Source organism: Streptomyces panaciradicis (genome assembly GCF_023516615.1).
In the GTDB taxonomy this organism is placed as follows: Bacteria; Actinomycetota; Actinomycetes; order Streptomycetales; family Streptomycetaceae; genus Streptomyces; species Streptomyces panaciradicis.
The window spans coordinates 14,307-27,588 of record NZ_JAMGBF010000034.1 but is presented as its reverse complement, the minus strand read 5'-3'; the positions used below and the strand labels follow the sequence as shown (position 1 = coordinate 27,588).

Genomic DNA, 13,282 nt, shown 5'->3' with positions numbered 1-13,282 from the left:
GCTCAACTCCCCTTCGCGTGACGTCGGTTGACGGCCCACGGCAGATGGCCGCGGTTCTCCTGGTGCCCGCCTGCGCGCATGTCGCCGTCGGTGGCGACCTCGTCGCCCCGCTCGGCCCTCCCGGCGCTCGCGCCGCGGTGCCGGGTGGAGGACGTCAGCTCCTCGAAGAGCGCGCGGGCCTCGACCATGGCCTCCCGCATCTCCTCCGTGTCGGACCGGTCGCCGTCCTGCCCGCCCGCGCCGACGCGGGCGACGCGGTGGACGTGCCGGTAGCCGTGGACGTGGTGGGCGTGGTGGACGGAGAGCGCGGCGAGCTGCTCCTCGTACTGGCCTCCGTCCGGGAAGCCGCGCTCGGCGGCCAGTTCCGCGATCAGGCGGTCCGCCTCGGCGACCGCCTCCCGGGGCGCGTCGACGAACCGCTCCTGCGCGGCCGTCCAGCGGGCCTCGTACTGTTCCCGCCGGCTCGCGTCGAGCGGCCGCTCACGCAGCGAGCCGTGTCGTTCCACGCGCTCGGTGAGTTCGCGCTCGGCGGCCTTGGCGTCCCCGTCGTGCCGGGCCACCGTACGGTCGTATTCGGGCCCGAAGCGGCGCTTCAGGTCCCGGCCGCCGTGCGGGCCCTTCGCACGCTTCATCAGGACGGCCGCGACAACGACCACGGCCGCCACGATCACGATCAAAGCAATGATCATGCCTGTGGACATGGGTGCCTTCCGTTGTATCGGCCCAACGGGCCGGTTCTCCGAACGGGTGACCCGGAACACCCCGCGTAAACGGGTGTCAAAATCCTTCGCGCTCCACGTCGATCCCCCGCGTCCCCGATCGACGTCCGGTCGAAGGCACCGTGAGGGTGCCCGTACCGAAGGGGATCGTCATGGGTGAGGTCATCGCACGACTGGCCGTGTCGCTGGACGGATACATCGCGGGCCCGGAGTCGGGCCGGGAGCATCCGCTGGGCATCGGCGGGGAGCGGCTGCACTCCTGGGTGTACGGGCTGCGGACGTTCCGCCGGATGCAGGGGATGGAGGGCGGCCTGACCGGGCCGGACGACGATCTGGTCGCCGAGCACGTCCGGCGGCCCGGCGCGGTGGTCATGGGCCACGGCATGTACGTCACCGGTGAGATCCCGTGGGGCGACGAGCCCCCGTTCCACGCGCCGGTGTTCGTCGTCACCCACCACGCGCGCCCGTCCGTTCCGAAGAAGGGCGGCACGACGTTCCACTTCGTCACCGAGGGCCCCGAGCGCGCCCTGGAACTGGCCCGGCAGGCCGCCGGCGAGAAGGACGTGTCCCTGGCGGGCGGCGCGGACCTGGTCCAGCAGTTCGTCCGGGCGGGCCTGCTCGACGAACTGCTCCTGCACGTCGTCCCGGTCCTGGCCTGCGGCGGCCGCCGCCTCTTCGACAACCTGGGCGATCAGCACATCGAGTGGGAGAAGACCCAGGTGCTGGACTCGCCGGAGGTCACGCATATCCGGTTGCGGGCGCGCCGCTCCGTCTCCTGAGATGGGGGCCATGACCTGGACCATCACCCCGGAGCCCTACGACTCCCCCGTGGCCGCGGCCCTGTGGCGGGCGTACTACACGGAGGTCAGCGACCGCTGGTACCTGCTGCACGAAGGCCGCCGCACCGACCCCGCCGAACTGGAGCGCGAGATCGCCGCCACCACGGGCGCGGAACTCGCCGCGCCCACGGGCACGCTGCTGGTCGCCCGCTACGCCGGGGAACCGGCGGGCTCGGCGGGCGTACGCCTGCTGGACGCGGAGACCGCGGAGCTGACCCGGGTGTTCGTGCACGTGGGAATGCGGGGCCGGGGCGGCGCGCCCCTGCTGGTGCGGGCCGCCGAGGAGGCCGCCCGCGCCCTGGGCGCCCACCGGCTGATCCTGGACACCCGCTCCGACCTGGTGGCGGCGCGCGCCCTGTACGCCCGCCTCGGCTACGAGGAGACGGCACGCCACAACGACGACCCGTACGCCGAGCACTGGTTCCGCAAGGACCTGCGGCGGGGGTCCGCCGACGTGCCGGCCACGGCGGAGGCCTGAGGGGCGCCCTGTCTCAACCGGCGCCCTCCACGACGCCCTTGTGCGGCTCCTCCCGTTCCGACCCGCACAGCTCGCCGTTCAGCTCGCGCACCAACTGCACGAGGTCCGTGGGCCGCCCCGGTCCCCACCAGTCCCCGAGGAGCCGCGCCAGCGACTCCTCCCGGGCCTCGGCGAGCCGGTCGGCGACCCGCCGCCCGCTGTCCGTCAGCATCAGATCCGGCCCCTCCCGCACCGCGAGGCGCCGCACCTCCACCTGCCGGGCGGCCTCGATGATGACGTTCAGCGGCACGGAACTGCGCTCGGCGAGCACGGCGGGCTCGGCCCAGCCGTACCGCCGGATGCGCAGCAGCAGCCAACTGGCCGCCGGCAGCAGGTCGTAGCCGGCCCGCTCGGTGATCTCCTCGTACACCTTGCGCCGCCCCTCGCGCGTGCCGAGCACGGACAGCGCCCGGCACACCTCGTCGTAGGAGGACCGTTCGACGGGGTTGCTGGCGAGGGTCTCGGTGACGTCGGGCGCGGTGACCGAGGCGCGCAGCGGGTCCTCCTTGAGGAACCAGGCCAGGACGAAGCCGAGGAGGGCGACGGGGGCGGCGTACAGGAAGACGTCGGTGATGGAGGAGGCGTACGCGTGCAGGGCGGGCGCGCGCAGGGCGGGCGGGAGGGAGCCGATGCCGCGCGGGTCGGACTTGAGGGCGTCGGCCGAGACGCCTCCCGGCAGCTTCACGCCGCTGAACGCCGCCGTCAGCTTGTCGCCGAGGCGGCTCGCGAAGACCGTGCCGAAGATCGCCACGCCGAAGGAGGCGCCGATGGAGCGGAAGAAGGTCGCGCCGGAGGTCGCGACGCCGAGGTCCTCGTAGGAGACGGCGTTCTGCACGATGAGCACCAGCACCTGCATGACCAGGCCGAGTCCGAGGCCGAAGACGAAGAAGTAGGCGCTCATCTCGAACGTGGAGCTGTTCTCGTCGAGCCGGTGCAGCAGAAGCAGCCCGATCGTGGTGACGGCCGTCCCGGCGACGGGGAAGACCTTCCAGCGTCCCGTCCGGCTGACGATCTGCCCGGAGCCCGTGGACGACAGCAGCAGGCCGAACACCATGGGCAGCATGTGCACACCGGACATGGTGGGCGTGACGCCCTGCACGACCTGCAGGAACGTCGGCAGGTAGGTCATCGCGCCGAACATGGCGAAGCCGACGATGAAGCTGATGACCGCCGACAGGGTGAACGTCCGGATGCGGAACAGTTTCAGCGGCAGCACGGGTTCGGCGGCCCGCCGCTCCACCGCCACGAACGCCACGGCGAGGACGACGCCCAGCACGGCCAGCCCGACGATCTGCGCCGAGCCCCACCCCCAGGTCGTCCCGCCCAGCGAGGCGACGAGCACCAGGCAGGTGGCGACGGCCGCGATCAGGAACGTACCGAGGTAGTCGATGACGTGCCGTGTCTGCTTGCGCGGGATGCGCAGCACGGCCGCGATCACCGCGAGGGCGATCACGCCGACGGGGAGGTTGACGTAGAACACCCAGCGCCAGCTGAGGTGTTCGGTGAACAGGCCGCCGAGCAGCGGCCCGAGGACGCTGGTCGCCCCGAACACGGCCCCGAACAGCCCCTGGTAGCGGCCGCGTTCGCGCGGTGGCACGACGTCCCCGACGATCGCCATCGACAGCACCATGAGCCCGCCGCCGCCGAGCCCCTGAATCGCCCGGAAGGCGATGAGCTCGGGCATGTTCTGCGCCATGCCGCACAGCGCGGAGCCGATGAGGAAGATCACGATCGCGGTCTGGAACAGCCTCTTGCGTCCGTACTGGTCGCCGAGTTTGCCCCACAGCGGGGTCGCGGCGGTCGAGGCGAGCAGATACGCGGTCACCACCCACGACAGGTGGTCGAGACCGCCGAGGTCGCTGACGATGGTCGGCAGCGCCGTCGAGACGATGGTCTGGTCGAGCGCGGCGAGCAGCATCCCGAGGAGCAGGGCGCCGATCGAGACGAGGACGTTCCCGGGTACGTGCGGGTCCTGCGCCTCCTGCCGATGCCGGGTCACCGTGCTCGCATCCCCTGCCATGAGACCTCCCAACGGTCGCTGTGCGTCCTCGACGCACCTCCCATCGTGGTCGGAGTGACCGGATATGGCCCGTCGAGTCCCCGGAAGCCGGGATTCCGGGGGTCTGTGGGAGGCGAGGTGAAGGAGATCCGCATAATCTCTGGAGTTCGCGAGGGGAGCGCGAGGGGAGGGACGAACACGTGACAGACCCCGAGGGTCACCCGTGCCCGGAGTGCGGAGCGCCCAGAGGCGGCGACAACACGCCGTCGTGCGGCTGCGCGCGGCGGGCGTCCGACGCCCTGCGCGAGGCCCGTACGGCGCAGGCGGCGGCCGCGGAGGACTTCGATCCGCTGCGGATCCGGCCGTACGTCGACCTGGAGGGGGCGACGGAGGGGACGATGCCGTTACGGACGGTCGGCCCGGATCTGCGCCCGTTCGAGACGACGCGGCCGCCCGGACCGCCCCCCGAGCCCGCCGTTCCCGCTCCGGCGGTCCCGGCGCGGCGCCCCGGTCGCCGCGGCCCCCGCACACGCACCGTGCTGCTCGCCGCGGGCGGCGCCGTGGTGGCGGTGGTGGCCGCCGCGGGACTGGCCGTCGGGCTGTTCTCGTACGAGCCTCCGCCGCGGCACACGGCGCTGCCGGACGACGTCCGGGCGAGCGTCCCGGCCCCACCGACGAGCAGCACGCCGAGGCCGCCCGCCGAATCGTCCGCCCCGGCGAGCCGGCCGGTCCCGCCGCCGGCGCCCACCAACCCGACACCCTCCCCCTCGGTCCCGTCGGCCTCCACGAGCGCCTCGCCGTCGCCCTCCGTGGCCCCCACACGGAGTCCGGCCGGCCCGACGCCCACGGCCTCGGTGACCGACACGATCAGCGCGGGCAGCAATCAGCGCACCCGCCCGCCGGTCCTGCGCCGCGGCGACAGCGGGCCCGAGGTGAAGGAACTGGAACTGCGCCTGACCCAGCTCGGCCTGTACACGCGCAAGGCGTCCGGCCACTACAACGAGGGCGTCGAGGACGCGGTCACCCGCTACCAGCAGGCCCGGGGCATCCAGCCCCAGCAGTACGGCGTCTACGACCTCGAAACCCGCTCCCGACTGGAGTCGGAGACATCGGAACCCTGAGCCCGACACCCCGCCCGAGCTGAAATCCGTCCCGGCCCGGTGCGGGTCGGAAACATCCGAGTGACAGGGCACATACTGCCGGACGCTGCTGACGACGGCGCGAGAGGCCCAGCCTCCGCTCACCCAGACGCGCGCACCCTGGCGTCAGCCGTCACCGCCCGCACATCCGGCCCGGCCCGGTGCGGGTCGGAAACATCCGAGCGACAGCACACACGCGGCCGGGCACGGCCAGGCACGACCGCTCTCCTCGCCCACACCCGCGCACCCCGGCGAACCCCAGACACGGCGCCACCCCAGCCTCAGCCCGTCACCGCCCGCACATCCGGCCCGGCCCGGTGCGGGTCGGAAACATCCGAGCGACAGCACACACGCGGCCGGGCACGGCCAGGCACGACCGCTCTCCTCGCCCACACCCGCGCACCCCGGCGAACCCCAGACACGGCGCCACCCCAGCCTCAGCCCGTCACCACCCGCACATCCGGCCCGGCGCGGTGCGGGTCGGAGACGTACACGCGACAGCACACACGCTGCCGGCCACGGCCAGGCGCAACAGGCCCAGCCGCTCCTCGCCCACACCCACGCACCCCGGCGCGCCTCAGACGCGGCGCGCCCCGCCCCGCTCCGTCACTGCACGCAGATCCGGATCGTGCCGTCCGTCGTGGCCTCGATGTGGACCCGGGTGAGGTCGGGCACGACGATGTCCGGCTCGTGGAGGTCGGCTCGCGGGCCCACGCCCACGACCCGCATCCCGGCGGCCCGGCCGGCGGCGATCCCCGCGGCGGAGTCCTCGAAGACGACGCAGTCGGCCGGGGCGATGCCCAGTTCCGCCGCGCCCTTGAGGAAGCCCTCGGGGTCCGGCTTGCTCGCGCCGACGTTCTCCGCCGTGACGCGCACGCGCGGCAGCGGCAGCCCCGCCGCGGCCATGCGGGCCGTGGAGAGGGGCACGTCCGCCGAGGTCACCAGCGCGTGCGGCAGCCCGTCCAGGGACGCCAGGAACCTCGCCGCGCCGGGCACCTCCACGACCCCGTCGGTGTCGGCGGTCTCCTCGGCGAGCATGCGCGCGTTGTCGGCGTGGTTCTGCTCCATGGGACGGTCGGGCAGCAGCACGGCCATGGAGGCGTAGCCCTGGCGCCCGTGGACCACCTTCATGACCTCGTCCGCGTCCAGCCCGTGCCGCTCGGCCCAGCGACGCCAGATCCGTTCGACGACGGCGTCGGAGTTCACGAGGGTGCCGTCCATGTCCAGCAGGAGGGCGCGGGCGGTCAGGACGGTGGGCACGGCGGTGACCGTCATCGGCAGCTCCAAGGCAGGAAGGGGGGAACAAGGCGGCCCCGCCCGCCGGTCAGGGAAAACGGGCGGGAGCCACTTTGTTTCTCCACGGTACAAAACATGCCCGGCATCCGCCACCGCATGCCCGAAGAGTTCACCGGCCGTTCAGCCGGCCCGCCGCCCGTCCCGCGGCCTCACCCGGCCACGGCCTCCCACAGACCCCACACCCCGAGCCCCGCCATCAGCAGCGCCGCGATCTTCGTGATCAGCTTCAGCGGCACCCGCCTCATCAGCGCCTTTCCGCCGACGATGCCCAGCCCGGCCACCGCCCACAGCGCCAGCACGGCACCGAGCCCGACGGACAGCGGGTCGTCGTAGCGGGCCGCGAGGTTGGCCGTCATGATCTGCGTGAGGTCACCGAACTCGGCGACGAGGATGAGCATGAATCCGGTGCCCGCGACCTTCCAGAAGGACTGGTCCTCGGGCCTGCGGATCTCCTCCTCGCCGTCCCCCTTGCCGAACAGCAGCATCGCCGCGCCGCCCAGGAAGAGCAGGCCCGTGACGGCGTGCACGAGCCGCTGCGGCAGCAGCGTCAGCACACTGCCCGCCGCCACGGCGAGCACGACGTGCAGCAGGAACGCGGCCGCGACGCCCGCGAAGACGTAGGAGGCGCGGTAGCGCGCCCCGAGGACGAGTCCGGCGAGCGCGGTCTTGTCCGGAAGCTCCGCGAGGAAGACGACGCCGAAGACGAGCGCCAGGACGGTGATGCTGATCAAGGTTCCTCAATCGGTCGGGGCTGCCCCACCGAGAGTGCTGAACCTTCACGCACGACACCTCGGCACGGCAGCGCACACATGGCGCCCGTGCCGTGCGGCACGGGCGTGCACTGCTTTGCCGAAGGTCTCGCTGGCGAGGTCCACGAGGGACCCGCCTCCGGGCGCCGGCTCAGACGAGCTGAGCAGTATGTCGACGGTCCGGCGAAGAGCTACTCCCCTTCTGCGCCGTCCATGGTACGCGACGAGCCGGCGGGCGAAAGTTCAGCCGTACACCTTGTCGTGTCATGTACGCGTCACTAGCTTCTTACCGAACGCACACTCTGACGCAACACGGCGCCGGGAGCATTCCCCTGCTCGCACCCAACGCCCCCACCCCACAAGGGAGTTCGCATGCCGAAGTTCTACGCGCGTCGACGGCTCAGCATACTCGCGGCTCTTACCGGACTCATAGCCTCCGTCGGGCTTCTGAACGGCCCGAGCGCCTCCGCCGCCCTCCCGACCCCGGTCAGCGCCTCCACCGCGCGCAGCTACCTCGCCTCGCTCACCGTGGCGACCGAGAACCGCACCGGCTACAGCCGCGACCTCTTCCCGACCTGGATCACGATCAGCGGCACCTGCAACACCCGGGAGTACATCCTCAAGCGGGACGGCACGAACGTCGTCACCGACTCCGCGTGCGCCGCGACCAGCGGCAGCTGGTACTCCCCCTACGACGGCGCGACCTGGACCGCCGCCTCCGACCTGGACATCGACCACCTCGTGCCGCTCGCCGAGGCCTGGGACTCCGGCGCGAGCAAGTGGACCACCGCCCAGCGCCAGGCCTTCGCCAACGACATCACCCGCCCGCAGCTGCTGGCCGTCACCGACAACGTGAACCAGTCCAAGGGCGACCAGGACCCCGCCACCTGGGTGCCGTCCCGGTCCGCGTACGTGTGCACCTACGTCCGCGCCTGGGTCCAGGTGAAGTACTACTACGACCTCTCGGTCGACTCCGCCGAGAAGTCGGCGCTCACCAGCTACCTCTCCGGCTGCTGATCCGACGACCGGCCGACGGCCGATCCGACGACTGATCGTTACGCGCGGAACCTCCCCCCTCACCTCCGTCGTTCCGTACCGTACGGGGCGACGGAGGAGCGTGAGTACGTGGCCGAACTGCGCCTGGGTCCACTGCTGAGGTATGCCGACGGATCGTCCGCGACCGTGTGGGTCGAGACGAGCCGCCCCTGCACCGCCGAGGTGCGCTGCGCCGACGGCTCCGGCGGCGAGGCCCCCACCTTCCAGATCGCCGGCCACCACTACGCCCTGGTGCCGGTCACCGGCCTCACCGCGGGCACGACGACGTCGTACGACGTCCACCTCGACGGCGCGCTCGTGTGGCCGCCGCCCGACTCCCCCTTCCCGCCCTCCGTGATCCGCGCCCCGCGCGAGGACGACGAGGTCAAGGTCGGCTTCGGTTCCTGCCGCTGGGCCGCCCCGCCCGCCGACGAGCCGGACCCCGTGGGCCCGGACGCCCTCGACACGCTCGCCCTGCGGATGGCGGCCGACCCCGAGGGCGAGCGCCCGGACGTGCTCCTGCTGCTGGGCGACCAGGTCTACGCCGACGAGACCTCCCCGGCGACGCAGCGCTGGCTCGCCGCCCGCCGCGACCTCGGCGACCCGCCGGGCAGCCAGGTCGCGGACTACGAGGAGTACACCCGCCTCTACTACGAGTCCTGGCTCGACCCCGAGGTGCGCTGGCTGCTGTCCACCGTGCCCACCTGCATGATCTTCGACGACCACGACGTCATCGACGACTGGAACACCTCCGCGGCCTGGGTGGAGGACATGCGGGCCACTCCGTGGTGGCGGGAGCGGCTGCTGAGCGGCCTGATGTCGTACTGGGTCCACCAGCACCTGGGCAACCTCTCGCCGGCCGAGCTCGCCGCCGACCCGCTCTACGCGGCCGTACGCGAACTTCCCGACGGGACGGACGAGTTGCGCGCCTTCGCCTCCCGCGCCGACGTCGACCCCGCCTCGGTGCGCTGGAGTTACCGGCGCGACTTCGGCCGGGTCCGGCTGGTGATGGTGGACTCGCGGGCGGCCCGCGTCCTCGACGAGGAGCACCGGGCGATGCTCGACCCGGGCGAGGAACGGTGGCTGCGCGAGCAGGTGCTGGACCCCGGGGCGTACGACCATCTGCTGATCGGGACCTCGCTGCCCTGGCTGCTGCCGCACCTCGTGCACGACGCCGAGGCGTGGAGCGCCGCCCTGTGCCGGGGGGACCGGGGGGCGCGCTGGGCGCGGTTCGGGGAGAAGCTGCGGCGGGGGGCGGACCTGGAGCACTGGGCGGCCTTCCCGGCCTCCTTCACCGGGCTGGCCGAGCTGATCGCGCGGGCCGGTTCGGGGGCGGGGGCGCCCTCGACGGTGCTCGTCCTGTCGGGCGACGTGCACCACGCGTACGTGGCGGAGGCCTCGTGGCTGGCGGGCGGCGGGCCGGACGCCCGGGTGCTGCAGCTGACCTGCTCCCCCGTGCACAACGCCGTGCCGCGGGCGATCCGCGTCGCCTTCCGGTTCGGCTGGAGCGCGGCGGCCCGGGTGCTGGGGCGCCGGTTCCTGCGGCACGGCCGGTGTGCGCCGGTGCCCGTCAAGTGGCGCAAGACCGGTGGACCCTGGTTCGGCAACCAGCTCATGACGCTGACGATGGAGGGCCGTTCGGCGCGGCTGCGGCTCGAACAGGCGCGGGAGCAAGGGGTGCTGGCGACGGTGGAGGAGTCCCGGCTCAGCCCCACCTGAGCGGCAGATCCCGCGGGTCCCGCCGGTGGTGGCGGGCCCGGAGGGAGCGGATTCGGACACACTTTCGGGGGTGCGCGATCATATGGGAGCGCTCCCACGTGCGTCGACGCCACGGGCGGCGCGGAGAGCTGCGCGGAGTCGTTGGCCAATGTTGAACTTCCAACATCATCGGGGCTGACCTACCGTAAAAAGCTCGTTCGGTACCGCCGTTCCCCCTTCCTGTCATGTCCCCGACAGGTCGCGACCACACCGAAGGAGCACCCCCCACATGTCCGCTCGTCTCGACGCAGCCCAGCCCTACGCCCTCGGCCTGTTCCGCATGGTCGTCGGCCTGCTCTTCGCCTGCCACGGCGCCGCCTCGCTCTTCGGCGTCCTCGGCGGCGCGTTCGGCACCGGCGCCACCGTCCGGGCCGGCGCCTGGCCGTCCTGGTACGCGGCCGTCATCGAACTCGTCGGCGGCATCCTCGTCCTGCTCGGGCTCGCCACGCGCGCCGCGGCCTTCGTCGCCTCCGGCTCGATGGCGTACGCCTACTTCAAGGTGCACCAGCCGCACGCCCTGTGGCCCATCGAGAACGGAGGCGAGCCCGCGGCCTTCTTCTGCTGGGCCTTCCTGCTGCTGGTCTTCACCGGCTCCGGCGCGTTCGGCCTGGACCGGCTGCTGGCCAGGCGCTCGACCGCGCAGCACGAGCGGGCCGCGGAGCAGACGCCGGTGACCGCCTGACACACCGACGCGGGGCGGCAGCCGGGTGAACGTCCCGTGCCGATCCCACGTGCCCCCGATGAATCTCCCGTCACACCACGGGCGTACGCTGTATGGCTGTTGATGGCCGCCCTGCCGCTCCCCTGCGACGTCGCGGCACGGTGTGGTCCACGGGGGAGTTCACGGGGAGTCTGCGGTGCTGGAGAGTGTGGGGTCGTTGACCGGGACCCCTTGGATCTACGCCATGGTGGCGCTGTCGGTGCTGCTGGACGTGTTCCTGCCGGTACTGCCCAGCGGGGTGCTGGTCATCACGGCCGCCACCGCGGCGGCCGCGGGCTCGGCCACCGGCCGGGTACCGCACGAGGTCCCGGACATCCTCGCCCTGACGCTGTGCGCCGCCCTCGCCTCGCTCCTGGGTGACCTGGTCGCCTACCGGCTGGCCTGGCGGGGCGGCGAACGCCTGGACCGCGCCATCGCCCGCTCCCGCCGGCTGACCGCCGCGCAGGAACGTCTCGGCGGCGCGCTCGCCCGGGGCGGCGGCGCCCTGGTCATCCTCGCCCGCTTCGCCCCGGCCGGCCGCTCGGTCGTCTCCCTCGGCGCCGGCGCCGCCCACCGCCGCGCCCGCGACTTCCTGCCCTGGTCGGCCCTCGCGGGCCTGACCTGGGCCGCCTACAGCGTGGCCCTCGGCTACTACGGCGGCCAGTGGCTCGGCGCGACCTGGCTGGGCACGGGCGTCTCGGTCCTGGCGCTCTTCGCGGCGGGCTCGGGGGCGGCGTACGTCATGCGGCGGCCGGTGAAGGCGTCGTAGACCGGCCGCCCCCGCCGTCCCTCAGGCGCTCGCCCGCTGACCCCGCACCTCGAGGCCGTCCAGCAACTCCGCCGTGGCCTGTGCGATCACGTCGACGGCGTGGTCGAACACCTCCCTGTTGTGCGCGGCGGGCGCCCGGAAGCCGGACACCTTCCGCACGAACTGCAGGGCCGCGGCCCTGATCTCCTCCTCCGTCGCCTCTTCGGGCAACGCGGGCGGACGAAGTGTCTTGATGCTCCGGCACATGGAAACAGTCTCGCCCAACTCCCGGGCTCCTGCGATGATCCGTTCCGAGGCGGCCACCGTCGTGGGGCCGACCGGCGAAGGGAACACGAGCATCATGACGAACGACGCACTCACCGTGGCGGTGCTGGGCCCCGGCGGCATCGGCGGCCTGCTCGCCGGCCTGCTGGCACGCGCCGGCCACCGCGTGATCTGCCTGGCCGGCGAGGAGACGGTCCAGGTGCTGCGCGAGGACGGCGTACGGGTGCGCAGCGGGAGGTTCGGCGACTTCACGGCCCGTGTCGAGGCCGACACCGTCCTGCGCGAGCCGGTCGACGCGTGCCTGGTCGCCGTCAAGCACACCGCCCTGGAGGCCGCCCTCGACCGCGTCCCGCCGCAGGCCCTCGGCGACGGCCTCCTCGTGCCGTTCCTGAACGGCGTTGAACACCCCGCCGCCCTGCGTGCCCGGTACGGGCCCGGTCTCGTCGCCCCCGCCGTCATCCGCGTCGAGTCGACCCGTCTCGCGCCGGGCGTGATCGAACACGGCAGCCCCTTCGCCGAGATCGACCTGACCGGCGAGGGCGTGGACCGCGAGCGGCTCGGCGCCCTGGCCCTGGCCCTGGAGGCCGCCGGGCCGGTCACACGCGTGCTGGACGACGAGACGGCCGCGCTGTGGGCGAAGATGTCGTTCCTGGCACCGTTCGCCCTGTTGACCACCCTGCACGCCGTCCCACTGGGCGACGTACGCACCCGGCACCGGGACGAACTGACCGCCCTGGTGCAGGAGACGGCGGCCGTGAGCCGGGCCTGCGGCGGTCCGACGGACCCGGCGCAGGCGATGGCCCGCTACGACGCCTTCCCGCCGCAGACCAAGTCGTCGATGCAGCGCGACGCCGAGGCGGGCCGGCCCCTCGAACTCGACGCCATCGGCGGCGCGTTGCTGCGGGCGGCCGACCGGCACGGGGTGAGCGTGCCGGTGACGGCGCGGGTGGTACGGGAGTTGACGCGGGCACACGCCTGACGGCGGGCGCTCAGCGGTACCGGCCGACCTGGTAATCGCCCGCGGGCTGCCGCGTCATCACATTGCCGCGGTTGAAGGCGTTGATGATGGCGATCTGCGCGACCAGGGCGGCCAGTTGCTCCTCGTCGTAGTGCTTGGCGGCGTTCTCCCACACCTCGTCCGGGACGCCGCCGGCCGCGTCCGCGATCCGGGTGCCCTCCTCGGTCAGCTCCAGCGCGGCGCGCTCGGCCTCGCTGAAGACGGTGGCCTCCCGCCACACCGCGACCAGGTTGATGCGCACGGCGCTCTCCCCCGCGTGCGCGAGCTCCTTGGTGTGCATGTCGACGCACCCGGCGCAGCCGTTGATCTGGCTGGCCCGCAGACTGACGAACTCCCGCGTGGCGAACGGCAGTCCCGACTCCCCCAGCGCATGGCTCGCGGCGACGATCTGCTTCAGCGCCTTGGCCGCGACCGGGCTCGCCATCAGATTCAACCGAGCTTCCACGATGCACTCCTTGTGTCGTGCTGACCTTGACACCC

At 72.9% G+C, this 13,282-nt stretch carries 14 protein-coding genes; 8 read left to right on the top strand and 6 right to left on the bottom strand.

The features are described 5' to 3' along the window. Positions 1–2: 2 nt before the first annotated feature. The gene (locus tag M8J74_RS13975; RefSeq protein ID WP_249836697.1) at positions 3–701 is read right to left on the bottom strand and encodes a hypothetical protein; all 699 of its coding nucleotides are present in this window, start codon (positions 699–701) and stop codon (positions 3–5) included. A 170-nt stretch (positions 702–871) separates the two neighbouring features. On the opposite strand from M8J74_RS13975, the gene M8J74_RS13970 reads away from it, so the two are divergent. After that, positions 872–1,498 (top strand): dihydrofolate reductase family protein, encoded by a 627-nt coding sequence (locus M8J74_RS13970; RefSeq protein ID WP_249836696.1) that lies wholly within the window; start codon positions 872–874, stop codon positions 1,496–1,498. Between the two features lie 10 nt (positions 1,499–1,508). After that, positions 1,509–2,036, top strand: coding sequence for a GNAT family N-acetyltransferase (locus M8J74_RS13965; protein ID WP_249836695.1), 528 nt, complete (start codon positions 1,509–1,511; stop codon positions 2,034–2,036). Between the two features lie 13 nt (positions 2,037–2,049). Here M8J74_RS13965 and M8J74_RS13960 read toward each other — a convergent pair whose 3' ends face one another. Then, positions 2,050–4,095, bottom strand: a complete 2,046-nt coding sequence (locus M8J74_RS13960) for an MDR family MFS transporter (protein ID WP_249836694.1) — start codon at positions 4,093–4,095, stop codon at positions 2,050–2,052. 179 nt (positions 4,096–4,274) lie between these two features. Between M8J74_RS13960 and M8J74_RS13955 the strand changes: the two genes are divergently transcribed. Next, positions 4,275–5,195, top strand: a complete 921-nt coding sequence (locus M8J74_RS13955; RefSeq protein WP_249836693.1) for a peptidoglycan-binding domain-containing protein — start codon at positions 4,275–4,277, stop codon at positions 5,193–5,195. 624 nt (positions 5,196–5,819) lie between these two features. Here the strand turns inward: M8J74_RS13955 and M8J74_RS13950 are convergent. Further along, entirely contained in the window at positions 5,820–6,488 is a 669-nt protein-coding gene (locus tag M8J74_RS13950; protein WP_249836692.1) for an HAD-IA family hydrolase, read from the bottom strand. A 170-nt stretch (positions 6,489–6,658) separates the two neighbouring features. Further along, positions 6,659–7,240, bottom strand: a complete 582-nt coding sequence (locus M8J74_RS13945) for a TMEM165/GDT1 family protein (protein WP_058925565.1) — start codon at positions 7,238–7,240, stop codon at positions 6,659–6,661. A 390-nt stretch (positions 7,241–7,630) separates the two neighbouring features. Between M8J74_RS13945 and M8J74_RS13940 the strand changes: the two genes are divergently transcribed. The 4 genes from M8J74_RS13940 to M8J74_RS13925 all read left to right on the top strand — a co-directional run bounded on the left by M8J74_RS13940 (position 7,631) and on the right by M8J74_RS13925 (position 11,520). Then, positions 7,631–8,275, top strand: coding sequence for an HNH endonuclease family protein (locus M8J74_RS13940; protein WP_058925564.1), 645 nt, complete (start codon positions 7,631–7,633; stop codon positions 8,273–8,275). A 108-nt stretch (positions 8,276–8,383) separates the two neighbouring features. Then, entirely contained in the window at positions 8,384–10,012 is a 1,629-nt protein-coding gene (locus M8J74_RS13935) for an alkaline phosphatase D family protein (RefSeq protein WP_249836691.1), read from the top strand. A gap of 268 nt (positions 10,013–10,280) precedes the next feature. Further along, positions 10,281–10,733, top strand: a complete 453-nt coding sequence (locus tag M8J74_RS13930; RefSeq protein WP_249836690.1) for a DoxX family protein — start codon at positions 10,281–10,283, stop codon at positions 10,731–10,733. 175 nt (positions 10,734–10,908) lie between these two features. Next, the gene (locus M8J74_RS13925) at positions 10,909–11,520 is read left to right on the top strand and encodes a DedA family protein (protein WP_249836689.1); all 612 of its coding nucleotides are present in this window, start codon (positions 10,909–10,911) and stop codon (positions 11,518–11,520) included. 21 nt (positions 11,521–11,541) lie between these two features. On the opposite strand, the gene M8J74_RS13920 is transcribed toward M8J74_RS13925, so the two are convergent. Then, positions 11,542–11,766 carry a DUF2277 domain-containing protein gene (locus M8J74_RS13920; protein ID WP_249836688.1) on the bottom strand — a complete coding sequence of 75 codons (225 nt, stop codon included), beginning with the start codon at positions 11,764–11,766 and terminating at the stop codon, positions 11,542–11,544. 94 nt (positions 11,767–11,860) lie between these two features. Between M8J74_RS13920 and M8J74_RS13915 the strand changes: the two genes are divergently transcribed. Continuing rightward, the gene (locus M8J74_RS13915) at positions 11,861–12,763 is read left to right on the top strand and encodes a ketopantoate reductase family protein (protein ID WP_249836687.1); all 903 of its coding nucleotides are present in this window, start codon (positions 11,861–11,863) and stop codon (positions 12,761–12,763) included. 10 nt (positions 12,764–12,773) lie between these two features. On the opposite strand, the gene M8J74_RS13910 is transcribed toward M8J74_RS13915, so the two are convergent. Beyond that, entirely contained in the window at positions 12,774–13,247 is a 474-nt protein-coding gene (locus M8J74_RS13910) for a carboxymuconolactone decarboxylase family protein (RefSeq protein WP_249836686.1), read from the bottom strand. Positions 13,248–13,282 lie beyond the last annotated feature (35 nt).

Excerpts from the sequence above, each read along its gene's own strand:
- M8J74_RS13975 (WP_249836697.1), bottom strand. The coding sequence starts at position 701 with ATGTCCACAGGCATGATCATTGCTTTGATCGTGATCGTGGCGGCCGTG.
- M8J74_RS13970 (WP_249836696.1), top strand. The coding sequence starts at position 872 with ATGGGTGAGGTCATCGCACGACTGGCCGTGTCGCTGGACGGATACATC.
- M8J74_RS13965 (WP_249836695.1), top strand. The coding sequence starts at position 1,509 with ATGACCTGGACCATCACCCCGGAGCCCTACGACTCCCCCGTGGCCGCG.
- M8J74_RS13960 (WP_249836694.1), bottom strand. The coding sequence starts at position 4,095 with ATGGCAGGGGATGCGAGCACGGTGACCCGGCATCGGCAGGAGGCGCAG.
- M8J74_RS13950 (WP_249836692.1), bottom strand. The coding sequence starts at position 6,488 with ATGACGGTCACCGCCGTGCCCACCGTCCTGACCGCCCGCGCCCTCCTG.
- M8J74_RS13940 (WP_058925564.1), top strand. The coding sequence starts at position 7,631 with ATGCCGAAGTTCTACGCGCGTCGACGGCTCAGCATACTCGCGGCTCTT.
- M8J74_RS13930 (WP_249836690.1), top strand. The coding sequence starts at position 10,281 with ATGTCCGCTCGTCTCGACGCAGCCCAGCCCTACGCCCTCGGCCTGTTC.
- M8J74_RS13920 (WP_249836688.1), bottom strand. The coding sequence starts at position 11,766 with ATGTGCCGGAGCATCAAGACACTTCGTCCGCCCGCGTTGCCCGAAGAG.
- M8J74_RS13915 (WP_249836687.1), top strand. The coding sequence starts at position 11,861 with ATGACGAACGACGCACTCACCGTGGCGGTGCTGGGCCCCGGCGGCATC.